Annotated in this window: 27 protein-coding genes; 18 read left to right on the top strand and 9 right to left on the bottom strand. The window is 74.3% G+C overall.

The window, feature by feature from the left end; translation table 11 throughout:
* Window positions 1-76 precede the first annotated feature (76 nt).
* The 5 genes from ctaD to GA0070609_RS10790 all read right to left on the bottom strand — a co-directional run bounded on the left by ctaD (window position 77) and on the right by GA0070609_RS10790 (window position 5,862).
* Window positions 77-2,077 carry an aa3-type cytochrome oxidase subunit I gene (ctaD, locus tag GA0070609_RS10770; RefSeq protein WP_088993682.1) on the bottom strand — a complete coding sequence of 667 codons (2,001 nt, stop codon included), beginning with the start codon at window positions 2,075-2,077 and terminating at the stop codon, window positions 77-79.
* An 88-nt stretch (window positions 2,078-2,165) separates the two neighbouring features.
* Window positions 2,166-2,891, bottom strand: coding sequence for an ATP-binding protein (locus GA0070609_RS10775; RefSeq protein WP_088993683.1), 726 nt, complete (start codon window positions 2,889-2,891; stop codon window positions 2,166-2,168).
* A gap of 178 nt (window positions 2,892-3,069) precedes the next feature.
* Window positions 3,070-3,522, bottom strand: a complete 453-nt coding sequence (locus GA0070609_RS10780; protein WP_088997646.1) for a DUF4383 domain-containing protein — start codon at window positions 3,520-3,522, stop codon at window positions 3,070-3,072.
* A gap of 131 nt (window positions 3,523-3,653) precedes the next feature.
* A complete protein-coding gene (locus GA0070609_RS10785) occupies window positions 3,654-4,811 on the bottom strand; it encodes a glycosyltransferase (RefSeq protein ID WP_088993684.1) in 1,158 nt (385 codons plus the stop codon).
* Window positions 4,812-4,881: 70 nt separating this feature from the next.
* The gene (locus GA0070609_RS10790) at window positions 4,882-5,862 is read right to left on the bottom strand and encodes a glucosyl-3-phosphoglycerate synthase (protein ID WP_231928862.1); all 981 of its coding nucleotides are present in this window, start codon (window positions 5,860-5,862) and stop codon (window positions 4,882-4,884) included.
* Window positions 5,863-6,088: 226 nt separating this feature from the next.
* Here GA0070609_RS10790 and GA0070609_RS10795 point away from each other — a divergent pair, with 226 nt between their 5' ends.
* The 6 genes from GA0070609_RS10795 (at window position 6,089) to GA0070609_RS10820 (ending at window position 12,966) form a co-directional block, all read left to right on the top strand.
* Window positions 6,089-7,099, top strand: a complete 1,011-nt coding sequence (locus GA0070609_RS10795) for a Gfo/Idh/MocA family protein (RefSeq protein WP_088993686.1) — start codon at window positions 6,089-6,091, stop codon at window positions 7,097-7,099.
* The gene (locus GA0070609_RS10800; RefSeq protein ID WP_088993687.1) at window positions 7,092-8,180 is read left to right on the top strand and encodes a zinc-binding dehydrogenase; all 1,089 of its coding nucleotides are present in this window, start codon (window positions 7,092-7,094) and stop codon (window positions 8,178-8,180) included. Before GA0070609_RS10795 ends, GA0070609_RS10800 begins: the two co-directional genes overlap by 8 nt.
* 154 nt (window positions 8,181-8,334) lie before the next feature.
* Entirely contained in the window at window positions 8,335-10,626 is a 2,292-nt protein-coding gene (gene secA2 / locus GA0070609_RS10805) for an accessory Sec system translocase SecA2 (RefSeq protein WP_088993688.1), read from the top strand.
* Between the two features lie 176 nt (window positions 10,627-10,802).
* Entirely contained in the window at window positions 10,803-11,543 is a 741-nt protein-coding gene (locus GA0070609_RS10810) for a GAF and ANTAR domain-containing protein (protein ID WP_088993689.1), read from the top strand.
* A 77-nt stretch (window positions 11,544-11,620) separates the two neighbouring features.
* A complete protein-coding gene (locus tag GA0070609_RS10815; RefSeq protein ID WP_088993690.1) occupies window positions 11,621-12,124 on the top strand; it encodes a DUF2231 domain-containing protein in 504 nt (167 codons plus the stop codon).
* Window positions 12,125-12,192: 68 nt separating this feature from the next.
* Window positions 12,193-12,966, top strand: a complete 774-nt coding sequence (locus tag GA0070609_RS10820) for a class I SAM-dependent methyltransferase (RefSeq protein ID WP_172899318.1) — start codon at window positions 12,193-12,195, stop codon at window positions 12,964-12,966.
* A gap of 65 nt (window positions 12,967-13,031) precedes the next feature.
* On the opposite strand, the gene GA0070609_RS10825 is transcribed toward GA0070609_RS10820, so the two are convergent.
* Window positions 13,032-13,988 carry a DUF3500 domain-containing protein gene (locus tag GA0070609_RS10825; protein ID WP_088993691.1) on the bottom strand — a complete coding sequence of 319 codons (957 nt, stop codon included), beginning with the start codon at window positions 13,986-13,988 and terminating at the stop codon, window positions 13,032-13,034.
* Window positions 13,989-14,155: 167 nt separating this feature from the next.
* Entirely contained in the window at window positions 14,156-14,566 is a 411-nt protein-coding gene (locus GA0070609_RS10830) for an ankyrin repeat domain-containing protein (RefSeq protein ID WP_088993692.1), read from the bottom strand.
* A gap of 61 nt (window positions 14,567-14,627) precedes the next feature.
* Here GA0070609_RS10830 and GA0070609_RS10835 point away from each other — a divergent pair, with 61 nt between their 5' ends.
* From GA0070609_RS10835 to GA0070609_RS10880, 9 genes are all read left to right on the top strand, one after another.
* Window positions 14,628-15,005 (top strand): cupin domain-containing protein, encoded by a 378-nt coding sequence (locus tag GA0070609_RS10835; RefSeq protein WP_088993693.1) that lies wholly within the window; start codon window positions 14,628-14,630, stop codon window positions 15,003-15,005.
* Between the two features lie 137 nt (window positions 15,006-15,142).
* Entirely contained in the window at window positions 15,143-15,598 is a 456-nt protein-coding gene (locus GA0070609_RS10840) for a cysteine dioxygenase (RefSeq protein WP_088993694.1), read from the top strand.
* Between the two features lie 56 nt (window positions 15,599-15,654).
* Entirely contained in the window at window positions 15,655-16,140 is a 486-nt protein-coding gene (locus GA0070609_RS10845; protein WP_088993695.1) for a rhodanese-like domain-containing protein, read from the top strand.
* 51 nt (window positions 16,141-16,191) lie between these two features.
* Complete coding sequence (locus GA0070609_RS10850) at window positions 16,192-16,752, top strand: winged helix-turn-helix domain-containing protein (protein ID WP_088993696.1); 561 nt, start codon at window positions 16,192-16,194, stop codon at window positions 16,750-16,752.
* Window positions 16,753-17,214: 462 nt separating this feature from the next.
* Window positions 17,215-17,820, top strand: a complete 606-nt coding sequence (locus tag GA0070609_RS10855) for a winged helix-turn-helix domain-containing protein (RefSeq protein ID WP_088993697.1) — start codon at window positions 17,215-17,217, stop codon at window positions 17,818-17,820.
* Window positions 17,821-17,845: 25 nt separating this feature from the next.
* Complete coding sequence (locus GA0070609_RS10860; protein WP_088993698.1) at window positions 17,846-18,475, top strand: nucleoside/nucleotide kinase family protein; 630 nt, start codon at window positions 17,846-17,848, stop codon at window positions 18,473-18,475.
* 267 nt (window positions 18,476-18,742) lie between these two features.
* Window positions 18,743-19,141: a TraR/DksA family transcriptional regulator gene (locus GA0070609_RS10865; protein ID WP_088993699.1), complete on the top strand. Its 399-nt coding sequence runs from the start codon at window positions 18,743-18,745 to the stop codon at window positions 19,139-19,141.
* A 48-nt stretch (window positions 19,142-19,189) separates the two neighbouring features.
* Entirely contained in the window at window positions 19,190-20,065 is an 876-nt protein-coding gene (locus tag GA0070609_RS10870) for a DUF72 domain-containing protein (protein WP_088993700.1), read from the top strand.
* Window positions 20,066-20,437: 372 nt separating this feature from the next.
* A complete protein-coding gene (locus GA0070609_RS10880) occupies window positions 20,438-20,866 on the top strand; it encodes a DUF2267 domain-containing protein (protein WP_088993701.1) in 429 nt (142 codons plus the stop codon).
* Between the two features lie 54 nt (window positions 20,867-20,920).
* On the opposite strand, the gene GA0070609_RS10885 is transcribed toward GA0070609_RS10880, so the two are convergent.
* Window positions 20,921-21,721: a DUF72 domain-containing protein gene (locus GA0070609_RS10885; RefSeq protein WP_088993702.1), complete on the bottom strand. Its 801-nt coding sequence runs from the start codon at window positions 21,719-21,721 to the stop codon at window positions 20,921-20,923.
* A 7-nt stretch (window positions 21,722-21,728) separates the two neighbouring features.
* Complete coding sequence (locus GA0070609_RS10890) at window positions 21,729-22,481, bottom strand: PIG-L deacetylase family protein (protein ID WP_088997649.1); 753 nt, start codon at window positions 22,479-22,481, stop codon at window positions 21,729-21,731.
* Window positions 22,482-22,734: 253 nt separating this feature from the next.
* On the opposite strand from GA0070609_RS10890, the gene GA0070609_RS10895 reads away from it, so the two are divergent.
* From GA0070609_RS10895 to GA0070609_RS10905, 3 genes are all read left to right on the top strand, one after another.
* The gene (locus GA0070609_RS10895; RefSeq protein WP_088993703.1) at window positions 22,735-24,165 is read left to right on the top strand and encodes an endo-1,4-beta-xylanase; all 1,431 of its coding nucleotides are present in this window, start codon (window positions 22,735-22,737) and stop codon (window positions 24,163-24,165) included.
* A gap of 127 nt (window positions 24,166-24,292) precedes the next feature.
* A complete protein-coding gene (locus GA0070609_RS10900; protein ID WP_088993704.1) occupies window positions 24,293-24,580 on the top strand; it encodes a hypothetical protein in 288 nt (95 codons plus the stop codon).
* Window positions 24,581-24,590: 10 nt separating this feature from the next.
* A complete protein-coding gene (locus GA0070609_RS10905; RefSeq protein WP_088993705.1) occupies window positions 24,591-25,856 on the top strand; it encodes a cupin domain-containing protein in 1,266 nt (421 codons plus the stop codon).
* Window positions 25,857-25,886 lie beyond the last annotated feature (30 nt).

Raw genomic sequence — 25,886 nt, forward strand, 5'->3', positions numbered from 1 at the left:
GGGCCGGGACCGCTGACAGCGGAGGACAACGAGGCAGGGGCCGGCGCGGTGCGCCGGCCCCTCCGCGGATGCGCGGTCAGTTCTCCCGGGTGTCGCCGGGCCCGCGCGGGTGCCGCCACTCGTCGTTGGGCTGCGGCGCCCGCTGCGCGCCGAGGTGGGTCTGCTCCGGCTCGTCGGTCTGCTCGAAGCTGGGCCGGCGCACGTCCTCCGGCTCCGGAACGTCCACCGGCCGGGCGCCCGACTGCGGCGCCGGCTGGTACGCGGCCGCCTCCCGCGCGCCGTGCGCGCCCTCGGCCGCCGGCGACTCGGGTACGTGCTTCTCCATGTGCAACTCCTCGCGGAACGCCTGTGGTGGCTTGGTGGTGCGCTGCGGCAGGTCCCGGCCGAGGTCGGAGACGAGCGGGCCGTACTTGGCGTCGAAGGCGGGCCGCTCGGAGCGGATCCGGGGCATCCGGTCGAAGTTGCGCAGCGGCGGCGGGCAGGTGGTGGCCCACTCCAGCGAGTTGCCGAAGCCCCACGGGTCGTCCACGGTCACCATCGCGCCGTACCGCCAGGACTTCCAGGCGTTCCAGATGAAGAAGAGGGTGGAGGCGCCGAGGACGAACGCGGAGATGCTGGAGAAGGTGTTCAGCGCGGTGAACCCGTCGCTGGGCAGGTAGTCGGCGTACCGGCGGGGGAAACCCTCGTTGCCCAGCCAGTGCTGCACGAGGAAGGTGCCGTGGAAGCCGAGGAACATGGTCCAGAAGTGGGCCTTGCCGAGCCGCTCGTCGAGCAGCCGCCCGGTCATCTTCGGCCACCAGAAGTAGAAGCCGCCGAAGAGCGCGAAGACCACCGTGCCGAAGAGCACGTAGTGGAAGTGCCCGACCACGAAGTAGGTGTCGTGGGTGTGCCAGTCGGCCGGCGGGCTGGCCAGCAGTACGCCGGTGAGGCCGCCGAAGAGGAAGGTGACCAGGAAGCCGATCGCGAAGAGCATCGGCGTCTCGAAGGTGATCTGCCCCTTCCACAGGGTGCCGATCCAGTTGAAGAACTTCACCCCGGTCGGTACCGCGATCAGGTAGCTGAGGATGGCGAAGAAGGGCAGCAGCACCTGCCCGGTGGCGAACATGTGGTGCGCCCACACGGTCATCGACAGCACCGTGATGGCGGCGGTGGCGAGCACCAGACCCGTGTAGCCGAAGATCGGCTTACGCGAGAAGACCGGGATGATCTCGGTGATGATGCCGAAGAACGGCAGCGCGATGATGTACACCTCGGGGTGGCCGAAGAACCAGAACAGGTGCTGCCAGATCATCGGCCCGCCGGTCGCCGGGTCGTAGACGTGGGCGTTGAGCAGCCGGTCGGCCATCAGCCCCAGCAACGCCGCCGCCAGCAGCGGGAACACCAGGATGACCAGCACGCTGGTGAAGAGCATGTTCCAGGTGAAGATCGGCATCCGGAACATGGTCATGCCCGGCGAGCGCAGGGTCAGGATGGTGGCGATCAGGTTGACCGCGCCGAGGATGGTGCCCAACCCGGAGATCACCAGGCCCATCACCCACATGTTGGCGCCGACGCCGGGGGAGTGTTCCGCACTGCTCAGCGGGGTGTAGGCGGTCCAGCCGAAGTCTGCCGAGCCCTGTGGGGTCAGGAAACCCGCCAGCACCATCAGCCCGCCGAAGAGGTAGAGCCAGTAGGCGAGGGCGTTGAGCCGAGGGAACGCCACGTCCGGCGCGCCGATCTGAATCGGCACGATGTAGTTGGCGAACCCGAACGCCGCCGGGGTGGCGAACAGCAGCAGCATCACCGCGCCGTGCGAGGTGAACAGCTGGTTGTACTGCTCCGAGGAGAGGAACTGCAGGCCGGGCCGGGCCAGTTCGGCCCGGATCAGCATCGCCTCGATGCCGGCGGCGAGGAAGAACAGGAACGAGGTGAGCAGGTAGAGCAGGCCGATCTGCTTGTGGTCGGTGGTGGCCAGGAACCGGATCAGCTTGCCGCCCGGGATCGGCTTGCGCAGCGGTCCCGGATAGCCGCCGAACCGGGCCGGGGCCAGGATGGCCGGTCCGCGGTCGCGTGGTTCCGTGGTGACCCGTCTGGGCATTGACTCTCACCCCGCCATGACGACAGAAAGGACGGGCGTGGCTACCCGCCGCTCCGTCCATGTAACCAGGCGAAGGCGGTAATTTCGGTCAATTCACTGGCAGGGTGGCCCAGACGACCTTCCCCTCCCCGGCCGGCACGCTGCCCCAGCGCTGGGTCAGCTCGCGCACCAGCATCAGCCCCCGGCCGCCCTCGGCCTGCGGATCCGGCGTCCCGGGCCGGGCGGCGTCCCGGCTGCCGTCGACCACCGCCAGGTGCAGCCAGGGCCGGCGCAGCGTGAGGGTGACCTGCATCGGCGTGCCCGCGTGCCGGACCACGTTGCCGACCAGCTCGGAGAGGACCACCGAGGCCGGGCCGACCGCCTCCGGCAGGTTCCACCGGGCGCAGGCGTCGGCGACCAGTTCCCGGGCCCGCCGGCAGGCCTCCGCCGCCGGCTCCAGCCGGGCCCGCAGCCGGGGGACCGCCGCGGCGCCGGCCGCCCGGGCCGCCTCGTCGCAGTCCCGGCGGACCGGCACCACCCGGCAGGTGGTCGACTCGGCCAGCCAGGCGGCCGCCTCGGGCGACGGTGCGCAGAGCACCAGCGGCACGGCCGGCCAGTCGGCGGCCTGCCGGGCGGCGGCGGCGAACACCGACAGGGCGAGCCGGTCGTGGACCGTGACGTCGGTGAGGTCGACCACCAGCGCGTCGGGCTGGGTGGTCAGGCACCGGTCCAGCACCCGATGCACCGAGCGCATGGTCGTCAGGTCCAGGTCGCCGACGAGCCGGACGACGGTCGGCGACCCGTCGCACACCTCGCAGCTGATCCGGCTCGACATCTCCGCCCTCGTTCGAGTCTCGTCCGCAGGACTGCGAACTACCCGGGCACGCGGCCGGTCAAACGGGACGGGCCGCCGCCGCGACGACCGTCACGTGATCGTCGGCGGCGGCGGTCCGGCGTAGCGGTGGTGCGCCGTCGGCTGCGGTCGGCCCGCACCGGTCGCGGGCGGTGGCGCCTCAGCGGCGGGCGGTGCCGCGGGTGGTCAGCAGGCCCAGCGCGATCATGCCGACGCCGAGGACGAAATGCAGCCAGGTGACGGCGTCGTTCAGCGGGATGAAGTTCGCCCCGCTGTCGTGCTCGACCACCAGGCCGTAGAGCCAGAGCACGAGGTAGATCGCACCACCGCCGATCAGATAGGCCCGGGCGCCGGCGATCGTCCGGGCCATGACCAGCCCGACCACCCCGAACAGCAGGTGCACGAGGTTGTGCAGCACCGAGACCTGGAACACCCCGAGCAGCATCGCGTCCGACTTGTGGCCGGCGAACCCCAGGTCCTCGTAGTTGCTGGTGATGCCCGGGACGAACCCGAGCAGGCCGATGAGGACGAAGACCCAGGACACGATGGTGGCGGCCCGGCGGACGGGCGCCTTGCCGTCGGCCGGGTTGGATCGGGCGCGTGAGTGCGCCATCGGACCGGTCACCGCGGACTCCCTCCGTGCGACGGTGCAGAGCCGTGGGCGGCTACCCGCTCGCGGTGCCGGCAAACCCGCCGGCCGGGCCCCGCGCGGCGGGACCCGGCCGGGTGGCCGTCCGGCGCCGGTCAGGCCGGTTGCAGGTGGCGGGCCGGGACGCGCCGGCGGACCTGGTCGTAGAGGCGCACGTACTCCCGCGCCATCACCGCCGGCGTGAACCGGACGGCGGCCTCCCGCCGGCACTCGCCCGGGTCGAGCAGGCTGGCCGCCAGCAGCAGCTCGCCCAGCTCCTCCTCGTCCTTGGTGAGCAGGCCGGTGCGGCCGTGCTCGATCAGCTCCGGCAGGCAGCCCCGGGCGGTCGCCACCACGGGCGTGCCGAGCGCGAGCGACTCGACCACCGCGGTGCCGCCGGGCTCCTCCCAGCGCAGCGGGAACAGCGTGGCCCGGGCCCCGGCGAGCAGGTCGTCCCGCTCCTGCCCGGCCACCGTGCCGACCCAGCGGACCAGGTCGCCGTCCACGTGCGGGGCCACCTCGTCCAGGAAGAACCGGACGTCCGGGTTCTGCCGGGCCTCGTCGCCGGCGGCGGTCAGGTCCGCCGGCCGGTGGTACGGGCCGACCGGGCCGGCCAGCACCAGTGGTACGCCGACCTGCTGCGCGAGCCGGGCGCCCAGGTCCTGCCCCTTGCCGGGGTTGATCCGGCCGAGGATGAGCGCGTAGTCGCCCTTGCCCGTGGTGGGCCGGCGGTCGGCGCCGACCGCCAGCGGGGTGGCCAGGTGCACGTGCCCGACCGAGTGCGCCCGCAGCGCCTCGGGCGCCCGGGCCAGCTGGGAGGCGGAGACGCCGTTGACCCGCACCCGGTCGCCGCCGTCGAAGGTGCCGTAGAGCGCCGGGTGCTTGGCCAGGTCCCAGTGCAGGGTGTGCAGCGCGGGCGGGGCGTCCGGTCCCATCGCGGCGAGGGTGGCCAGCCCGACCGCCTCCACGTGGTCGTGCACCAGGTCGATGTCGTCGCGCGAGCGCAGCGCCCGGACCACGCCGCCCAGGTGCGCCTGGGCCACCCCGCAGACCTGGTTGTACGGCCGCTGCAGCTGCGGGAACTGCCCGTCGGGAAAGACCGACACCAGCTCGTCGACCGGCAGCGTGCTGGTCTGGACCGAGGCGAGCACCACCCGTACGCCGAGCCGGCGCAGCTCCGGCACCAGAGTGGCGATCACGTTCTCGATCCCGCCGTAGCCCGGCGGTGGCACGGACAGCCACGGCCCGGCGTTCATCAGCACGGTGAGGCTCATCGCGTCGCCTCCCGTCCGGCGTCGGGACCCGGATTCGCCGCTGCCGGCGGGCCGCCGGCCGGCCGGGGCCTCACGCCGCCACCCGGCGACGCGGCACCCGGTGCCGCAGCTGCGCCAGCGGCGGGCGCTCCTCGATGGAGACGTCGCTGACCACGATCTCCCGCTCCAGGTTCGGCAGCGCCTCCGAGCCACCCCGCCGGAACTGGGTGAGCAGCGCGGCGGGCATCGCGCCGGGGCTGACCCAGCCCCGCCGCTGCAACCGCGACCACGCGGTGAGCATGATCTGGGCCGACATCCGCCCCAACGCCGCGGTGTCCTGGTGGCGGTGCTTGCGCTCGCCGAGGTCCACCTGGGCCAGCGCGTCCAGCCCGACCAGTTCCAGCAGGTCGATCAGCATGGCCGTCTCCACGCCGTAGCCGGAGACGAAGGGGACCTGTTCCAGCACCTCGCGACGGCCGGCGTACTCGCCGGCCAGCGGCTGCACGAAGCCGGCCAGCTCCGGCCAGAACAGGTTGAGCACCGGCCGGGCCATCAGCTCGGTCACCCGGCCGCCACCGTCGGCCTCCACCCCGGCTGTGCCGACCAGCGGCCGGTGGTAGAACCCCTTGACGAAGTCGACCGACGGGTCGGTCAGCAGCGGGCCGATCAGCCCGGTCACGAAGTGCGGGCGGAACTCCCGCAGGTCGGCGTCGACGAAGGCCACCACGTCCCCCTCCGCGGCGGCGAGGCCGGCCCAGAGCGCGTCGCCCTTGCCGGTCAGCCGGGGCAGTCCCCGGGTCATCGCGTCCTGGCTGACCACCTCGGCGCCCGCGGCCCGGGCCACCTGGGCGGTGCGGTCGGTCGACCGGGAATCGACCACGATCAGCTCGTCGACCAGCGGCACCCGGTCCACCAGGTGCTCCCGGATGGTCGACACGATGGCGCCGACCGTGGCCTCCTCGTTACGGGCCGGCAGCACCACGCTGACCCGGGTGTCACCCTTGGCGCGCAGCAGCCGCCGCGCCGGCCAGTCGGCCGCTGACGTCGTCCGGTAGGTGGCCCACGCCTCCACCACCGGCGAAACCGTCGATTCCGTATTCCGCACAGGCACCCCCTGATCGAGGCGGAAAATCCAGGGAGGGTTTTCCCACTTCCCACCACGCGCTAACCGGATCATCCCCGACAGCCTGATCACGAACGTGACGTCCGGGGGTTCCCGGGTCGTGAACGTTTGATTGCGCCGGCCCGCGGGGAGTGCTGACCTCGGAAGGTGTGAACCGTGGGCGGGAGGGGCTTGGATGCGAACGTGCCGGGTGGGACTGGTAGGAGCCGGCGGGGTGGCGCAACGCCACGCCCGGGTGCTCGGCGGCTTCGCCGACGTCGAGCTGATCGGGGTGACCGACGTGCTGCCGGCGGCCGCCGCGGACCTGGCCGCCGCGTATGACACGCGGGCCTGCGCCGACGTCGAGGAACTGCTCGCCGCCGGGCCGGACGCGGTGTACGTCTGCGTCCCGCCGTTCGCGCACGGACCGGCGGAGGAGGCGGTGATCGCCGCCGGGCTGCCGATGTTCGTGGAGAAGCCGGTGGCCGTCGACCTGGCCACCGCCGAGCGGATCGGCGAGCTGATCGCCCGGCGCGGCCTGCGTACCGCGGTCGGGCACCACTGGCGCTACCTGCCGGTGGTGGAGCGGGCCCGTCGCCTGCTGGCCGACCGCCCGGTGCGGATGGTCGCCGGCGCCTGGCTGGACAAGGTCCCCCCGGTGGCCTGGTGGTCGCGGCGGGACCGGTCCGGTGGTCCGGTGGTCGAGCAGGCGGCGCACGTGCTGGACCTGATCCGGGTGCTGGCCGGCGAGGTGAGCGAGGTGACCGCCTACGCCGACGGGACGCCGCCCCCGGTCGACGGTGCGGACATCGACTCGGTCACCACCGCCGCGCTGCGCTTCGCCAGCGGCGCGGTCGGCACGCTGACCGCCGCCTGCGTGCTCGGCTGGAAGCACCGCGCCGGGCTGGAGATCCTCGCCGACGGGTTGGCCCTGGCGCTGACCGAGGACGGCCTGGTCGTCCGGGACGGTGACGGGGAGCACCGGTTCCCCGCCGACCCGGACGCCGCCCGGGTCGCCGTCGACCGGGCGTTCATCGACGCGGTGCGCGGCGTCGGCGACGACATCCGGGTCCCGTACGCCGAGGCGCTGGGCACCCAGCGGCTGGCCGTCGCGGTGGCCGACTCGGCCCGCACCGGCGCGCCCGTCCGGCTGGCCGCCTCGGCCGCCCCGGCGACCCTGCGCACGGGGGTGACGGTCGATGCCTGACAAGGTGATCACGGTACCGGGCCCCGGTCGGGTGGAACTGGTCGAGCAGGACGCCGCCGAGCTGCGCCCGGGCACCTTCCGGGTCCGCACGCTCTACAGCGGCGTCTCCGCCGGCACCGAGCTGAGCTACGTCAAGGGCACCAACCCGTACCTCAACGTCAGCTGGAACGCCGACCTGGGGTTGTTCCAGCCCGGCGGGGCGAGCACCCCGTACCCGGTCACCCGGCTGGGCTACATGCAGGTGGCCGAGGTGGTGGAGAGCGCAACCCCGGCGGTCCGGGTCGGCGCCGTCGGCGCGATGACCTACGGCCACCGCACCGGGCACGTCGCCGACCCGCTCGCCGAGCGGTTCGTCCCGCTGCCCGACGACCTGGATCCGCTGCTCGGCGTCTACGTCGCGCACATGGGGCCGATCTGCGCCAACGGGCTGCTGCACGCCGGCGCCGACCTGTACGGCACGGACGTGCGCGGGCTCGGCGACGGGGTGCGCGGGCGCCGGGTGGCGGTGGTCGGCAGCGGGGTGGTCGCCCTGCTCACCGCGCTGTTCGCCCGCCGGCACGGCGCCGCCTCGGTGGTGGTGCTCGACCCGACCCCGCAGCGGCGGGAGGTCGCCGAGGCGCTCGGCCTGGAGACCCTCGACCCGGAGGCCGACGACCCGGCGGTGGTGCTCAAGACCCGCTGGGCGCACACCGCCGGTGACCGGGGCGCCGACGTGGTGTTCCAGTGCCGGGGTCAGGCCTGGGCGCTGCACCTGGCGCTGCGCCTGCTCCGCCCGCAGGGCACCGTGATCGACCTGGCCTTCTACCAGGCCGGCGCGGACGCGGTCCGGCTCGGCGAGGAGTTCCACCACAACGGGCTGTCGCTGCGCTGCGCCCAGATCGGCCGGGTGCCCCGCGGCCTCACCCCCACCTGGGACCGGGAGCGGCTCTCCGCCGACACGATCGACCTGCTGCGCGCGTACGGGGATCTGATCCGCAAGCACCTGGTCTCGGCCGTGGTGCCGTTCGAGGAGGCCCCCGCCCTGCTCACCGACCTCGCCGAGCGCCGCCGCCAGGAACTCCAGGTGGTGCTCACCGGCTGACCGCTCTCCACCGTGATCTCGCGGTTTCGGCCCCTCCTGCGGCGTCCGCGGCATTCGTCCCGGCCGGCGGGTGCCTGATCGCGGGCCTCGGGCGGCGCGCCCAACGGCCGGGCGGGCCGCCCAAGGTCAGTTGCGTCGCGTACCGTTGCCGCTCATGGGTGTGTCGCAACGGTTGAAGACCAGGTTCCGCCGGTTCCTCCAGCGCCCGGGAACGACGGTCGACCTGGCGCCGCTGGAGAAGCTGCTGCCGGCCATCGAGGCCCGCGAGGAGGAGCTGTCGGCGCTCGACGACGTCGAGCTGACCGAGGCCGCCGGGCGGGCCGAGGGCTACCAGGAGATCTGCGCGATCGGCCGCGAGGCCGCCCGCCGCGGCCTCGACCAGCGGCCGTACGACGTGCAGCTGCTCGGCGCGATGGCGCTGCTCTCCGGCAAGGTCGCCGAGATGGCCACCGGTGAGGGCAAGACGCTCACCGCCACCATCGCCGCGTACGGGCACGTCCGGCTGGGCAACGGCCCGGTGCATGTGCTCACCGTCAACGACTACCTGGCCCGCCGCGACGCCCAGTGGATGGAACCGGTCTACACCCTGCTCGGCCTCACCGTGGGCTGGGTCAACGAGGCCTCCACCCCGCAGGAGCGCCGCGACGCGTACGCCTGCGACGTCACCTACGTCTCGGTCAGCGAGGCCGGCTTCGACTACCTGCGCGACCAGCTGGTCACCGACATCGCCGACCGGGTGCAGCCGGCGCTGCGCACCGCGATCGTCGACGAGGCCGACTCGATCCTCATCGACGAGGCCCGGGTGCCGATGGTGCTGGCCGGCGCGGTGCCCGGCGAGCAGGACCCGGTGCACACGGCCGCCGCGCTGGTGCGCGGGCTGCGCAAGGGCAAGCACTACACGGTGGCCGAGGACGGCCGCAGCGTCGCCTTCACCTCCGCCGGCCTGGCCGCCGTCGAGGCCAAGCTCGGCATCGACCTGTACGACGAGGAGCACGTCGAGCAGCTCTCCGCGGTCAACGTGGCGCTGCACGCGCACGCCCTGCTGCACCGCGACGTGGACTACATCGTCCGGGACGGCTCGGTCGAGCTGATCGACGAGATGCGCGGCCGGGTCGCCCAGCGCCGCCGCTGGCCGGACGGGCTCCAGGCGGCCGTGGAGGCCAAGGAGGGCCTGGACGCCACCGCCGAGGGCGAGGTGCTGGGCACCATCGCCGTGCAGGCCTACATCGCGCTCTACCCGAAGGTGTGCGGGATGACCGCGACCGCGGTGCTGGTCGGCGACCAGCTCCGCGAGTTCTTCGGCCTGGAGGTCGCGGTGATCCCGCCGAACACCCCGTGCGTCCGCGAGGACGAGCCGGACCGGATCTACGCCACCCGGGCCGAGAAGGAGGAGGCGCTGATCGACGAGATCAAGCGCAACCACGAGCGCGGGCGGCCGGTGCTGGTCGGCACCCTGGACGTCAAGGAGTCCGAGGGGCTGGCCGCCGGCCTGAACGCCGCCGGGGTGCCCTGCGTGGTGCTCAACGCCAAGAACGACGACGAGGAGGCGGCGATCATCGCCGAGGCCGGCGCGTACGGCGCGGTGACCGTCTCCACCCAGATGGCCGGCCGGGGCGTCGACATCCGGCTCGGCGGCAGCGACCAGGCCGACCGGGACCGGGTCGCCGAGCTGGGCGGGCTCTACGTGATCGGCAGCGGCCGGCACGACAGCCGGCGGGTCGACGACCAGCTGCGCGGCCGGGCCGGCCGGCAGGGCGACCCGGGCGGCTCGGTCTTCTTCGTCAGCCTGGAGGACGACCTGGTGGTCCGGCACGCCGGGGACACCGTCCCGCCCTCGCCCCGGATGAACGCCGACGGCCTGGTCACCGACGAGCTGGTGGACTACGCCGTCGAGCACGCCCAGCGGGTCGCCGAGGGGGTCAACCACGAGATTCACCGCAACACCTGGCGCTACAGCGTGGTCATCGAGCAGCAGCGCAAGGCCCTCGCCGAGCGGCGCGAGCGGCTGCTGACCACCGACGTGGCGGCGCTGATGCTGCTGGACAAGCTGCCGGACAAGGCCGGCGAGATGGACGAGGACCTGCTCGCCCGGGTCGCCCGGTCGATCGCGCTCTACCACCTCGACCGGCTCTGGGCCGATCACCTGGCTGAGCTGTCCGAGGTCCGGGAGGGCGTGCACCTGCGCGCGCTGGGCCGGCTGGACCCGCTGGACGAGTTCCACCGGGCCGCGGTGCCGGCGTTCAACGACCTGATCCCGGAGATCGAGAAGCGCACCATCGCCACGTTCGAGGAGACCGAGTTCGACGAGGACTGGGAGCCGGACGCGGCGAAGCTGGTCCGGCCGAGCGCCACCTGGACGTACCTGGTGCACGACAACCCGTTCGGCTCCGAGCTCGACCGGCTGATCGCCTCGGTCGGGCGGCGGCTCACCGGCGCTTCCCGCTGAGGCCACGGGGGCCGCGTCCGGCGCCTTCGCGCGCCCGGTCGGGGCCCCCTTTAGGCCGTTTCGACCCATGTTCGCCGGGGTAGTACGCCGGGGCCGCAGAGTCGGGAGATCAAGAGGATGGCACGGGTGATGACAGCACCGGCTGGGTGTTCGGGGGCGGCGGAGGCTGTGGACCGGTGAACCTGGACACGCGGGTGCCGGCGGTCGAGACGCTCGGGGTGCTGGAGACCGCCGCGCTGCTGCGGGAACTGACCGCCGGCCTGATCGCCGTGGACGACTTCGACGCGGCGCTCGCCGCGCTGGTGCGCATCGCCCGGGACGCCGTCGACGGGGTCACCTGGTGCGGCTTCACCGCGCTGCGGGCCGGTGAGCCGGCCGGGGTGGCCGCCTCGGACGCCCGGCTGGCCGGCCTCGACGACCTGCGGCACGGCCCGGACACCCCGGCCATGGAGGCGATCCGGCGCCGGGAGATGATCCGCTCCGAGCACCTGGGCCGGGAGCGGCGCTGGCCGACCTGGACGCTCCGGGCGCGCGACCTCGGCGTACACGGGGTGATCTCCGCTCCGGTCGACGTGGACGAGCAGGTGATCGGTGCGATCAACCTGTACGCCGGTGCCTCCGACGCGCTCACCACCGGCCACCAGCTCACCGCCATGCTGCTGGCCGAGCACGCCGGGCTGCTGCTGGCCGCGGTCCGGGACCGGGCCCGGCAGGCCGCGCTGGCCGGGGAGCGGGACGCGTCGGTGCTGGGCGACGGGGTGGTCGGGCAGGCGATCGGGGTGATCATGACGCAGCGCGGTTGCCCGGCGCCGGAGGCACTGGAGGTGCTGCGCACCGCCGCGTCGTCGCTGTCCATCCCGCTGCGTGAGGTGGCCGAGCGGCTGGTCAACACGGTCTCCCGGCAACGGGACGGCTGAACGCGTCGTTTCGCCCGGTTGGCGCCCGGGTAGCACCCTGGACTGATGGGCTGAGCCGACGACCAGGGGGAGGAACGATGCAGAGCCGGCTGCGGGTGCAGGGGCACCCGATCCAACCGATGCTGGTGACGTTCCCCTACGGGCTCTTCGTCAGCGCGACCATCTTCGACCTGACTGACGTGCTCGGCGGGCCCGCCTTCCTCGGCGAGGTCGGCTACTGGACGGCGGTCGCCGCGCTGGTGGCGGCCGGGCTGACCGCGATCGCCGGCATGATCGACCTGTGGGACGTCCCGGGCGACCGGACCCGCCGGACCGCTGTGACCTTCAACCTGGTGAACACGGCGATGGCCGGGCTGTTCCTGATCGGCTGCCTGATCCGCGCGGACGCGCCGCAGCGCGGCGCGTCGGTGGTGCTGCTGCTGACCGAGGTGGTCGCGCTCGCCGTCGGTGGCATCGGGGTACGGCTCGGCGCCCGGTTGATGCGTCAGTTCGACGCCGGCCGGCGGGCCGAGGCGACCACGTTCGACGCGCTCAACGGGGTGTCCGGCTCGACGGTCGAGATCGTCCCGCCGCGCTCCTGACCGCTGGTCACCCACCCGGCGGCGGCAATTGCGTTGCCGCCGCGAATCCGACCGGCCAGGCTGGCCGGATGACCATCGAGCCGAGCTTCGAGGACCTGCTCGCCGAGGGGGCGGCCGCCCCGGTCGAGGGCTGGGCCTTCGACTGGCTGGCCGGCCGGGCCACCGAGGAACGGCCGCCCTGGGGGTACGCCCGCCTGGTCGCCGCCCGGATGGCGAGCGTGGACGCGGCGCTGGACGTGGACACCGGCGGCGGCGAGGTGCTGGCCGAGGTGCCGGACCCGCCCCGGCTGCTGGTCGCCACCGAGGGCTGGCCGCCCAACGTGCTCGTGGCCCGCCGGGTGCTGCGCCGGGTCGGCGCGAGCGTCGTCGCGGTCACGCCGGACGCCCCGCTGCCGTTCCGGGACGCCGCGTTCGACCTGGTGGTCAGCCGGCACCCGGTACGCACCGACTGGGCCGAGACGGCCCGGGTGCTGCGTCCCGGCGGGACGTTCCTGTCCCAGCAGATCGGCCCCGGCACCGTCCGCGAACTCAGCGAGGCGATCCTCGGGCCGCTGCCGCCGCCGGCCGAACGTCACCCGGAGCAGGCGGTGGCCGCTGCCCGGGCGGTCGGGCTGACCGTGGCAGACCTGCGCCAGGCCACCCTGCGTACGGTGTTCCACGACATCGCCGCGGTGGTCTGGTTCCTGCGCAAGGTGGTCTGGACCGTCCCCGGCTTCACCGTCGACCGCTACCGCCCCCAGCTGGCCCGACTGCACCACCGCATCCGCACCGAGGGCCCCTTCGTCGCCCACGCCCGCCGCTTCCTCATCGAGGCCAACCGCCCCGGGCCACCACCTCGTTGATCATGAGGTTGGCGGCGGTGTCGATCTCCGCCGGTGCCGCCAACCTCATGATCAACCGGGCCGGGTCAGGGTGCGGGGTGGGCGGTGGTGTGGTGGGCGGCCAGGACGTCCTGGCCGAAGTCGCTGGCGGGGCGGCGGAGCACGGTGTGCGCGTGGTTGCCGTCGTCGGTGGTGTTGTCGTACTCGATCAGCAGGTCGTCGCCCTGCACCCGGTAGTAGTGGCGCTGGCCCGGGCGGGTGGGGCCGGCCCAGGCGAAGTGCAGCTGCCCGCCGGCCAGCCGCCGGGCCTCCCGAACCGCCAGCTCCGGCGGGAGCCGGTCCAGGTAGAGCGCGACCAGCTGGTCCAGCAGCGCCCGGGAGGTCGGCCCGAGCCGGTCACCCGGTACGCCGAGCGGCTCCAGCGGCCCGTCCACCCGGGGCCGGGTGGCGCTGATGATGTCCCCGGGCGCCTCGTCGGCGATGATCGCGGCGGCCCGCCCCGCCGGGTCGAGCGCGTCCAGCAGCGCCCGGGCGAGATCCTCCTCCACCCCGAGCGGCCGGGTCACCGGGCGGCCCGCGTACCGGACGGCCGCCGGGTTGGCGCCGAAGAAGATCGGCGCGGGGGAGACCTGGTCGTCCACCACGGTCATGCTCACCGAGAGGTGGTGCCCCTCGACCCGCCACGCCCAGCGGTCGTCGCGGGCCGGGTCGCCGAAGACGGCCACCCAGTAGTCGTCGGCGCGCCGGCCGCGGCGCCACCCCTCGGCCCGGTCCAGCACCTCCTCCAGCGCGACGATCGTCATGGCCTGCGCGTACGCGGTGGGGCTCAACGCCGTGGCGAGCAGCCGGTGCGTGGCCTTGCGTCCGGCCGGATCAAGGTCGGCCAGGCTGACCCCGGGCCGGGGCCGCGGCCGGTACTCCAACCAGCGCCGGGCGGCATCGTCGTCGAACCGGTGGGTCGCGCGGTCGCGGGCCGGCTCGTCGAGCGCGGCGAGCAGCGCCGTGCCGGCGGCGCGCATCTGTTCCGGCAGGGGATCCTCCACCGCCTTTGTATACCGGCCCCGGCCCGATCGCGCCGGAGCTCGGCCGTACCCCGCCGGCCGATTCGGCCGGCCGGTCACGGGCCACCCGGGCTCGGCCATCCGGGGCTCAGCCCGAACCCGGCCGCCGGTGGCGGTCGGACGAGGGCTGGGTCAGTGGGCCTGCAGGCTCAGTCGGTCGTCGGGCCGCTCTCGGGGCGTAGCAGGGCGAGCATCTGCGGCAGGTCGAAGAAGCCGGCGGTGTCCACCGCGGATGGGCTGCCGTGGTCCGGGTCGGCGCCGGCGGCGAGCAGCGCCCGGACCGCCCCCGTACTGCTGCGGAAGACCGCCGCGGCCAGCGCGGTCTGCCCGCGGTCGTTGGTCCGGGAGTGGTCGGCGCCCCGGTCGAGCAGCGCGGCGACGGTGTCCGGGTGGGCGTGGTAGGCCGCGAGGATCAGCAGCGTGTCGCCCTTGTCGTTGGTCAGGTTGACCGGCAGCCCGGCGTCGACGTAGTCGGCCAGTTCCGCGGTGGCGCCGTCGCGGGCCAGGTCGAACATCCGGTGCGCGAACGCCAGCGTCTCGGCGTCGAGTTCCTCGGTCACCGGTCCAGGTTAGTCGGACCGCCGCCTGGTAGGTTCCTCGCCCGGTGATCGGGGGAGGGGCATGGACGATCGGGTGTACGTGGGCAACGCGGGCGCCGACGGCGCGACCAACGCCGGCTGGCTGCTCGGCCATTTCATGCCGCCCGGCGACGCGCGGCACAGCACCGACGTCGAGGTGAAGTGGGGCGTGCACCCGGCCGGTGAGGCGCGTTCGCAATGGGCCACCGGGGAGCGGCGGACGGCGTTGCTGGTGCTGGTGAGTGGACGGTTCCGGGTGGAGCTGCCGGATCGGACGGTGGTGCTCGGCGAGCCCGGCGACTACGTCGTCTGGGGGCGCGGCGTGGACCACTCCTGGTACGCCGAGCGGGAGTCGGTGGTGCTGACCGTCCGTTGGCCCTCGGTGCCCGGCTACCGGGTGGCGCCCCCGGTCCGCCGCTGACCCGGCGCGCCGGCGAGGTCCTTTCCCGACGTCCGCGAACGGCGCTGCTGGTCCCGTCAGATGGGATTACCTACTAAACCTATAGGGTTTAGCGCCTAAGCTGGGCTGGACCCGCCGCCCAGCCCGCGAGGACCGCCGTGACCATCCGACGCCCGCCCGACCTGCTCGCCGCCGCCCGGCGGTGGGCCGCCGATCCGGCCGGCTGGCCGGTGCCGCTGCGCTTCGACCCGGTCAGCCGGTGGTACGCCCGGCTCGCCGTCGACGACGAGCACGAGGTCTGGGCGCTGAGCTGGCTGCCCGGGCAGGGCACCGACCTGCACGACCACGGCGGCTCCAGCGGGGCGTTCCTGGTCGCCGCCGGCGACCTCACCGAGGAGACGGTCAGCGGCGGCGGCCTGCGCCCGCACCGGCTGGCCGCCGGAGCCGGCCGCCGGTTCGGCCCGCGCCACGTGCACGTGGTCACCAACCGGGGCCTCGAACCGGCGGTCAGCGTCCACGTGTACCGCCCGGCGCTGCGCCGGATGACCCGCTACCGGCTCGCCGACGGTCGGCTCCGGGTCGCCGAGGTGGCCGAGGCGGGCGTCGCGTGGTGACCGGCCCCGGGCCGGCGGCCGCCCCGGACCATCGACGACCAGTGGAGGAAACCGCCATGCCGCAGACCAACCCGACCGGCTGTCCGGTCCCGCCACCCGGCTCCCGGGGCATCGACGAGATCCTGGCCGCCGCCCGGGCCCGGCTCGACCGGCTCGACCCCGAACAGGCGCACCTGGCCCACCGGGCGGGTGCGCTGCTGGTCGACATCCGCCCGGCCGCCCAGCGGGCCGCGTACGGCACCGTGCCGGGCTCGCTGGCCGTCGAGCGGAACGTGCTGGAGTGGCGGTTCGACCCGCGTTGCCCCGCCCGGCTGCCGGAGGCGGTCGGCTACCACCTGCGGGTGGTGGTCCTCTGCCAGGAGGGTTACACCTCCTCGCTGGCCGCCGCCGCCCTGCGGGACCTCGGGCTGTACCGGGCCACCGACGTGGTCGGCGGTTTCGCCGCCTGGCAGATCGCCGGGCTGCCCGTGCTCGGTCCCACCCCGCCGCTCCGACCCTCGCATCTCGCGCCCCCGGTCACCGCCGGGCCGGCGCCGTCCTGACCGCCGCGTCCCACCCGGGCGTGTCGGCACCAGCCGTCGCAGGAGGCACCCATGTCCGTCGTCGCCATGTCCCCGCGCCCGTACCCGCCCGGCCGGCTGGACCGGTCCGCGCCGTACCGCCGGCCCGCCACACCGAGCCTGACCATCACCGTCGACCTCGCCCCCGGCGAGCCCAGCCCGCGCCTCGCCCGGCTGCTGGAACTGCTCGGCGAACTCGCCGAGTCGGGGGAGGGGCGGCTGGTCCCGGCCGTCGGTGGCGACCCGTCCGCCGCCCGCGCGCCGGCCGGCCCCTCGGAGCCGACCCACCCGGACACGGTGCACATCCTGGCCGGCTCGCGGGTGGTCCGCCAGGGTGACCGGGTCATCCGGCTGACCCGGATCGAGTACGACCTGCTGCTGTACCTGGCCGAGCGGCCGCACCGGGTCTTCACCCGGCTCCAGCTGCTGGCCGGCGTCTGGGGCTACGGGCACGCGGTGGCCCGCACGGTAGATGTGCACGTGCGGCGGCTGCGGGCCAAGCTCGGCGCCCGCACGCCCGTGGTCACCACCGTGTACGGCGTGGGCTACCGGCTCGCCGACGAGGCCCGGATCGAGATCGAGCGAAACCGCTGACCCGGCCAACACCCCGGGCCGTTCCAGCGTGCCCGCCGCACCGGCCCGCCACCCCGGCCGAAGCCGGTGTGCCCGCTGACCAGCCGCCACGCCAAGCTGCCCGCGTGGCGCCGACCCGGCTGGGCACGGGTCCGCCGCCCTGTGTGTTCCGGGCGACATGTCCCGCCGCCGGGACGGTGGCCGTTCCAGCTGGGAGCGCGCCCGGCCACCCGAGAACTCCTCGGTTGCGACGGTGCGTGGCGAATGTGAACCGGGCGGGCACCCCCCGTATCGGGTCAAGGTGGCGACTCTGCTGTAATCATCTGGCTTCGTACGCAGAGCGAGCAGTCGGCTCCGATGTGTTCGTCAATTGTCACATTCATGCAACGCAGCCGCCCCTTGACCCTCGCACGGGCGCCGGGAAGCATCGATGAAGCGGCGTCCCGGGCCGTGGGGAGATACCCGGACCAGCCAAGGAGGACCATGTCGGTCAGCCCCGCTTCGTCGCGCGCCGGATGGCATACGTCCCAACCCGCGGTTCCCGGTCGACCCCCCGGCGGGCAGCGCCGCCCCGCCAACACAGCAGCCCCGATGCTCACCGTGACCTTGAACATTCCGCTGGCCTGTGAGGAGTCGCTGACCCCGCCGGCCCGCCGGCTGCTCGAGGCGGCCCGGGAGATGCTCGAACGCGGGGAGGGCACGATCACCACGGCGACCACCGTGGAGCGCCGCCCCGAGCCGGTGCCGGCCAACCGCTCGTCCGGCCGGCCGCTGGCCCCGACCATCCCGGCCCTGCACATCCTCGCGGCGTCCCGGTCGGTGCTGCGCGACGGTGAGCCGCTGCCGCTGACCCGGCTGGAGTTCGACCTGCTGCTGCACCTGGTGGCCCACCCCCGGCGGGTGTTCACCCGGTTGCAGCTGCTCAACGCGGTCTGGGGCTACGAGCACGCCGGGGTGCGTACGGTCGACGTGCACGTCCGCCGGCTGCGCGGCAAGGTCGGCGTGGACGTCCCGCTGGTCACCACGGTCTACGGCGTCGGGTACCGGCTCGCCGACGACGCCCGGGTCACCATCGACCGCAGCGGCTGACCCCGGCCCGGGCATGATGGGTCGGGTGCGCGTCCGTCCCATCTCGCCCGAGCGACTCGTCACCGAACTGGCCGGGCGGTTCGCCGCCGCCGCGGGCCGGCTCCGGGTGGCGGTCGACGGCGCGCCGGCCGCCGGCCCGGACGAGTTGGCCGCGGCGCTGGTCGACCCGCTGCGCGCGCTGGGCCGCCCGGTGCTGCACGTACGCGCCACCGACTTCCTCCGGCCCGCGTCGGTGCGGCTGGAGCACGGCCGCACCAACCCGGACGCCTACTACGAGGGCTGGGTCGACGAGGCGGGGCTGCGCCGGGAGGTGCTGGACCCGGCCGGCCCGGGCGGCTCCGGCCGGGTGCTGCCCTCGCTCTGGGACGCCCGTACCGACCGGGCCAGCCGGGCCGACTACGTGGAACTGCCGCCCGGCGGGGTGGTGCTGGTCAGCGGCGCGCTGCTGCTCGGCGGCGGGTTACCCTTCGACGTCGCCGTCCACCTGGAGCTCTCCCCGGCCGCGCTGGCCCGGCGCACCGACCCGGAACGACGGTGGACGCTGCCCGCCTTCGCCCGGTACGCCGACGAGGTCGCCCCGGCCACCTTCGCCGACATCGTGGTCCGGGTCGACGACCCCCGCCACCCCGCCCTGCTGGAACCCCCCACCCCCTGACCGGGCGCCCCCGCACCACTCCGGTGACCCGGCCGAGACGCCGTGGCGCGCGACAAGAACAGGCCGGCGAGGTCAACGTGGTCGACGAGGGCCAGGCCACGACGTCATGGTCAACGCCCAGGAAAATCGGCGGTTTGATCCTTTCGGCGGGTGGGTAATCGCCCGGCTCACAGAGCACGGGTGATCGCCCGCGCGAGAACCACCGTTGCCGGGGCGCACCGCACCGGCGCCCCGATGCAACCACGAGGCCCAGAAAGGCAGGCAGCGATGCTCGTCCACGACACGGTCGACACGGGCCGATCCCAGGCGGAGATCGACCAGATCCGGCGCTCCCTGCAGGCCCGCTACGACGAGCTGTCCGCGGAGTACGAGCAGGCGGTGCTGCAGAGCCAGGTGCTGCGGCTGGTGGAGATCGGCGACACGGCCGGCGACGACCAGGCCGACAGCGGCACCAAGACGGCCGAACGGGACACCGCGCAGTCCCTGCTGCGGACCATCCTCGACCGCCGGGCCCAGTACGAGCACGCCCTGACCCGGCTGGAGGAGGGCACCTACGGCTTCTGCGAGGGGTGCACCGCGCCGATCCCGGTCGAGCGGCTGGAGATCTTCCCGTCCGCCACCACGTGTGTGACGTGCAAGCAGAACCGGGAGCGGCGGGCCGCCTGACCCCGTACTGCGGTTGCCGGTCGGTCCGGAGCGCGGTGGACTCCACCCATGGGTGACATAAAGGTGGGCACCGCGTCCTGGACCGACCGGACCTTGTTGGACTCCGGCTGGTACCCGCGGACCGCGGACACGCCGGAGAAGCGACTGGCCTACTACGCCCGGCAGTTCCCGCTGGTCGAAGTGGACGCCACCTACTACTCGCCGCCGGCCGAACGGACGGCGCGGCTGTGGGCCGACCGCACCCCGGCCGGCTTCACCTTCAACGTCAAGGCGTTCAGCCTGCTCACCGGGCACCCGACGAGGGTGTCCGCGCTCTACAAGGATCTGCGCCCGGACACCGACAAGCGCAACCTCTATCCGGACGACCTGCCGCCGCAGGCGTACGAGGAGGTCTGGACGCGGTTCCTCAGCGCGCTGGACCCGCTGGTCGAGGCGGGCCGGCTCGGCGCGTTGCTGTTCCAGTTCCCGCCCTGGTTCACCATCAAGCGGGACAACAAGCAGTACCTGCTCGAGGTGGAGCGCCGCTGCGCCCCGCTGCGGCCGGTCTTCGAGTTCCGGCACGCGTCCTGGTTCGACGGGTCCAACGCCGACGAGACGCTCGCCTTCCTGCGCCAGCACCGGCTGGCGTACGTCTGTGTGGACATGCCGCAGGGGCACCGCTCGTCGGTGCCCCCGGTGCTGGCCGCCACCGCGGATCTGGCGGTGGTGCGCTTCCACGGGCACAGCGACAAGTGGACCAGCAAGGACATCCACGAGAAGTTCGGCTACCGCTACTCCGATCGGGAGCTGAAGGACTGGGCGCCGAAACTGCGCGAGCTGGCCGACTCCGCCGAGCAGACCCACGTGCTGATGAACAACTGCTACCGCGACTACGCCCAGACCAACGCGGCCACCCTGGCCGGGCTCCTCGACACCGACGGCTGAGCGGCTCGACGCACGGTGGCCGGCCGCGAGGCTCACCCCAGCGGGTCGGGTCGCCGCACGGTGGCTGGCCGCGAGGCTCACCCCGCCCGGGTGACGCGGCCTCACCCGCTCGCCGAGCAGCATCGAGGGTGCGTGCGGTCGACTCGCGAGCCGGCCGCGGAACCGACACCACGGAGGTGCTGGAAATGACGGTTCGGGTGGTACCGGATCGACGACGGGGTGCCGTGCTGCACGTCGTCGGGTCGTCCGGCGACTCCCGGCACGTGCCGCGGGCCGGCCGGGTCAGCCCGACCCGGCAGCCGCGCGGCCCGGTCGGGCCGCCGCGCCGCGACGACGACCGAGGGTGGGATACCGAGGTACGGGGGTGGAGAGATGGCTGAGCAGTTCCAGTCGGCAATCGAGTCCTCGATGCAGAAGACCAACGAGATACTGCGGGACATCGAGCAGGCCTACGGCTGGCCGAAGGAGCAGCGCAACCAGTCCTACTGCGCGCTGCGTACGGTGCTGCACCTGTTGCGCGACCGGATGCCGGTGCAGGAGAGCGTGGAGTTCGCCGCGCAGTTGCCGGTGGTGGTGCGCGGGGTCTACTTCGACGGCTGGAAGCCGATGGACGTGCCGGTCAAGCTGAACCGGGACGACTTCCTGCTGGAGGTCCGGCAGCGCTTCCCGTACGACGTCGAGGGCGGCGCGGAGCGGGTGGTGCAGGTGGTGCTGGACACCCTGCGCCGGCACGTGACCCAGGGCGAGTGGCAGGACGTGAAGGACACCATGCCCAAGGACATGGCCCGGATGATTCCCTGACCGGCGCCTCGACGACGGCTCGCTCCACCCGGGTGGGGCGGGCCGCTCGCGATCTCAGGCCCCGACCGGCCCCGGCGGAAGCGCCGGGCCGGTGGCGTCCGGCCCGGTCGGCACCCGGCTGACCCGCCGGCCGGCCCGCCCGGCCAGGCCGGCGAAGGCGACCGCGTCGAGCACCGCCGCGCCGCCGGGGTCGTTGTTGAAGTAGACGTACGCCGGCTCCACGTCGTCGAACGCGGCGGCCAGCCGGCGCAACCAGGAGGCCAGCGCGGCCCGGCCGTAGCGGGGCCAGGGGTGGGCCCGCCCCTCGTGCAACCGCAGGTAGCCGAAGTCGGTGGTGCGCCACAGCGGGGTCACCGGCCGGCCGCCCCGGTCGGCCCAGACCAGCGCCGCCCGCCGCCGTTGCAGCACGCCCCGGGTGGCGTCGGTCCACCACGAGCGGTGCCGCGGCTCGACCGCCACCCGGACGTCGGCGGGGAAGAGCGCCAGCGTGGCGTCGAGGGCGGCCGGGTCGGCCGGCAGGTTCGGCGGCAGTTGCAGCAGCACCGGGCCGAGGCGGTCGCCGAGCGCGGTGGCCCGGCCGAGGAACCGGGCCACCGGTTCGGCCGGCTCGCGCAGCCGCTTGATGTGGGTCAGGTAGCGGCTCATCTTCACCGCGACGCAGAAGTCGTCCGGGGTGCGGTCCCGCCAGGCGGCGAAGGTGTCCCGTTCCGGCAGCCGGTAGAAGGCGTTGTTGACCTCGACCGTGGCGAACCGGGCGGCGAAGTGCTCCAGCCACAGCCGCTGCGGCAGCCCGGTCGGGTAGAACCGGCCCCGCCAGTCGCGGTACTGCCACCCGGAGGTGCCGAGCAGGATCATCCGGCGGCTACCACAGGTCGAAGCGGAACACCTCGAACGCGACGCCGTAGCGGACGCCGAGCCGGGTGCCGGTCGGCCGGGCCAGCCCTTCCAGGAACTCCTCGGCGTCGAAGCTGCCGTCGCCCAGCCCGGTCAGGTAGGCGTGGTGCGCCCGCAGCGACGCCACTCCCTGCACGAAGGTGTCGGTGACGTCCACGCCGTGCGCCGAGCGGGGGGAGGCGGCGGCCCAGACCTGGCGCACCCCGTTCCACGGCTCGACCCCGTCGGTGAGCTGCTCGGGGAAGATCCACCGGTTGCCGGCGTCGCGGACCGCGTCCAGCACCGCCCGTCCCGTGGCGATGTGGTCGGCCTGGTTGAGCGCGTACGAGCCGTCCCAGGTGTCCCGGAAGTTGTTGGTGAGGACGATCTCGGGCCGGTGCCGGCGGACCACCTCGGCGATCGCGCGGCGCAGCGGCACGCCGTACTCCAGGACGCCGTCGGGCAGCCCGAGGAACTCGACGGTGTCCACTCCGACCAGTGCGGCCGAGGCCCGCTGCTCCTCCTCGCGCACCTGCCGGGCGCGCTGCGGCGGCATCCCGTCGATCCCCGCCTCGCCGCTGGTCACCAGGCAGTAGACGATCCGCTTGCCCTGGCCGGTCCAGCGGGCGATCGCCGCCGCCCCACCGAACTCCAGGTCGTCGGGGTGGGCCACCACCGCCAGCGCGCGCTGCCAGTCCTCGGTCACCGGCTCCAGCGGGGCCACCGCGGTCGGCTCGGTCATCGACACCTCCTGCTCCTCCGGTGCGTCGCGGCAGCGCACACGTCGCGGCCGCGCGCCGATCGGGCCCGCCCCATCCTGCCACCGCGGCCCGCGCCGCGCCGTCCGGCGCGACGCGGGCCGGACGGCGCGGCGGACGGTGTCCGGCCGGGCCGGTTGACGAGGCGGGTCCGGGATGCCAGCATGTGGAAGCGCTCCCATCGACCGACGTCGCCACTCGCCGCCCCCGGGCGGCCCGACGAAGGACAGGGACCGCATGCACCCGCACCGTTCACGAACCCGGCCCGCCCTGCTGGCCGGGGCCCTCGCCCTGGCCACGGTCGCCGCCGTCGGCCTGGGCTTCACCCGGCCCGGCCCGGCCGACGCGGCCACCACCCTGAAGGCACTGGCCGATGCCAAGGGCCGGGACATCGGCGTCGCCATCGACCCGAACCGGCTCAACGAGTCCGCCTACCGGCAGCTCGCGGACGCCGAGTTCAACCTGGTGGTCGCCGAGAACGCGATGAAGTGGGACGCCACCGAGCCCAACCGGCGGCAGTTCACCTTCACCCAGGGCGACGCGGTGGCCAGCTACGCCGCCGCCGGCGGCAAGCGACTGTACGGCCACACCCTGGTCTGGCACTCCCAGTTGCCCGGCTGGGTCAGCGGCCTGTCCGCCACCGAGCTGCGCCAGGCCATGCTCGACCACATCGCCGGGGTGGCCGGCCACTACCGCGGCAAGGTGGTCGCCTGGGACGTGGTCAACGAGGCGTTCGCCGACGGCGGCTCCGGCGGGCGCCGGGACAGCGTCTTCCAGCAGCGCCTCGGCGACGGCTGGATCGAGGAGGCGTTCCGCGCCGCCCGCGCCGCCGACCCGGCCGCCAAGCTCTGCATCAACGACTACAGCACCGACGGCGTGAACGCGAAGAGCACCGCGATCTACAACCTGGTCCGCGACTTCAAGGCCCGCGGCGTGCCGATCGACTGCGTCGGCTTCCAGGCGCACCTGATCGTCGGGCAGGTCCCCGGCGACCTGCAGAGCAACCTGCAGCGCTTCGCCGACCTGGGCGTGGACGTCCGGATCACCGAGCTGGACATCCGGATGCCCACCCCGCCCAGCGCGGCCAACCTGGCCACCCAGGCCGCCGACTACCGCAAGGTGGTCACCGCCTGCCTCGCGGTGACCCGGTGCGCGGGCGTCACCACCTGGGGCATCACCGACCGCTACTCCTGGATCCCGGACGTCTTCCCCGGCCAGGGCGCCGCGCTGATCTGGGACGAGAACTACGCGCCGAAGCCGGCGTACCAGGCGGTGGCCGAGGCGCTCGGCGGTGGCGTCACGCCGACCCCGACCACGCCGACCCCGACGCCCAGCACCCCGCCGCCGGGCGACGGCTGCACGGTGACCTACGTGCCGAACACCTGGAACACCGGCTTCACCGCCGAGGTCCGGGTCCGCAACGACGGCGCCACCGCGGTCAACGGCTGGACCGTCGGCTTCACCTTCGGCGCCGGGCAGCGGATCACCAACGCCTGGAACGCCACCGTCACCCAGTCCGGCTCCCAGGTGAGCGCCCGCAACGCCAGCTGGAACGGCACGGTGCCGGCTGGCGGCACGCTCAGCTTCGGCTTCCAGGGCACCCACGGCGGCAGCAACCCGACCCCGACCGGCTTCACCCTCAACGGCTCGACCTGCCGTACGGGCTGACGGCGAACCGCCCGTGCCGGCCCCGCCGGGCGTCTACGGTGTGGTTAGAGAAGATCCAGCGTGGGGTACCACCCGCTGCACGACGGACCCCGGCGCACGGCGGGGCGGCACACCCGAGGGAGCACCCATGGCACTCAACGACGACGACATGCAGACCACCTCCGGCGGCGGCCTCGAAGGCCCGGCCGACGGTGGCGCGACCCCCGGCCAGCAGGACGGCGGCGCCGACGGGGGTGCCGACCGCGGCGCCGAGCGGGGCGCCGACCAGGGTGCCGACCAGGGCGCCGAGGGTCCGGCCGACGGCGGTGCCACCCCGGGTCAGCACGACGGCGGCGCCGACGGCAGCGCGGAGGGTCCCGCCGACGGCGGAGCCACGCCGGGTCAGCACGACGGCGGCGCCGACGGCAGCGCCTGAGCGGTACGCCATGACGCACATCGACCCGCCGGGCGGCCACGGCCGCCCGGCGGTCCCGTCCCCGGCCGCCGCCCTGGCCCGCTGCGTCTCGGTCGAGCCGGCCAAGTTCGCCGCCGCCCACTGGGGACACACCCCGCTGCTCTCCCGTGCCGACGAGCTGCCCAACCCGGCCGGCTTCACCGACCTGCTCAGCCCCGCCGACGCCGACGAACTGCTCAGCCGGCGTGGCCTGCGTACGCCGTTCCTGCGGGTCGCCAAGGACGGCCAGCTGGTGCCGGCGGCGCGGTTCACCGGCGGCGGCGGCGCGGGCGCCGAGATCACCGACCAGGTCCTCGACGAGCGGGTGCTCGAGCTGTACGCCGGCGGGGCCACCCTGGTGCTGCAGGGCCTGCACCGCACCTGGCCGGCCCTGATCGACTTCACCCGCGACCTCGGCGCCGCCGTCGGGCAGCCGTTGCAGGTCAACGCCTACCTGACGCCCGCCGGCAGCCAGGGCTTCGCCACCCACTACGACACCCACGACGTCTTCGTGCTCCAGGTCGACGGCCGCAAGCACTGGCGGATCCACCCGCCGGTGCTGCCCGACCCGCTGGAGAAGCAGCCCTGGGGCGGGCGAGCCGACGAGGTCTCCGCCACCGCGCAGGGACCGGCCGCGCTGGACGTGGTGCTCGCCCCCGGCGACGCGCTCTACCTGCCGCGCGGCTGGCTGCACAGCGCGCAGGCGCAGGAGTCCAGCTCGCTGCACCTGACCGTCGGGGTCCGGGCGCTGACCCGGTACGCGCTGGTCGAGGAGCTGCTCGCGCTCGCCGCCGAGGACCAGCGACTGCGTGCCACGCTGCCGTTCGGCGTCGACGTGGCCGACCCGGACGCCATCGAGCCGGAGCTCACCGAGACCGTGGAGGCGCTGCGCGACTGGCTGCTGCGCGCCGACCCGGCCGCGGTGGCCGGCCGGTTGCGGCAGCGGGCCTGGTCCGCCGCCCGGCCCGCGCCGATCCGCCCGCTCGCGCAGGCCGCCGCGCTCGCCGCGCTGGACGCCGACAGCCGGCTCGCCCCGCGCGCCGGGCTACGCTGGCAGCTCGCCCCGCGGGGCGACCAGGTCGCGCTGCGGCTGTTCGACCGGACCATCACCCTGCCCGGGCAGTGCGCGCCGGCGGTGCGCGCCCTGCTCACCGGCATGGTCAGCCGGGTCGGTGACCTGCCCGGCCTCGACGACGACGCCGACCGGCTGGTGCTGGCCCGCCGGCTGCTGCGCGAGGCGGTGCTGGTCCCCGCGTGAACCGGCGCTGGCGGGGCGTGCCGCCCCGCC

The sequence above is a fragment of the Micromonospora echinaurantiaca genome, from assembly GCF_900090235.1.
Taxonomy (GTDB): domain Bacteria; phylum Actinomycetota; class Actinomycetes; order Mycobacteriales; family Micromonosporaceae; genus Micromonospora; species Micromonospora echinaurantiaca.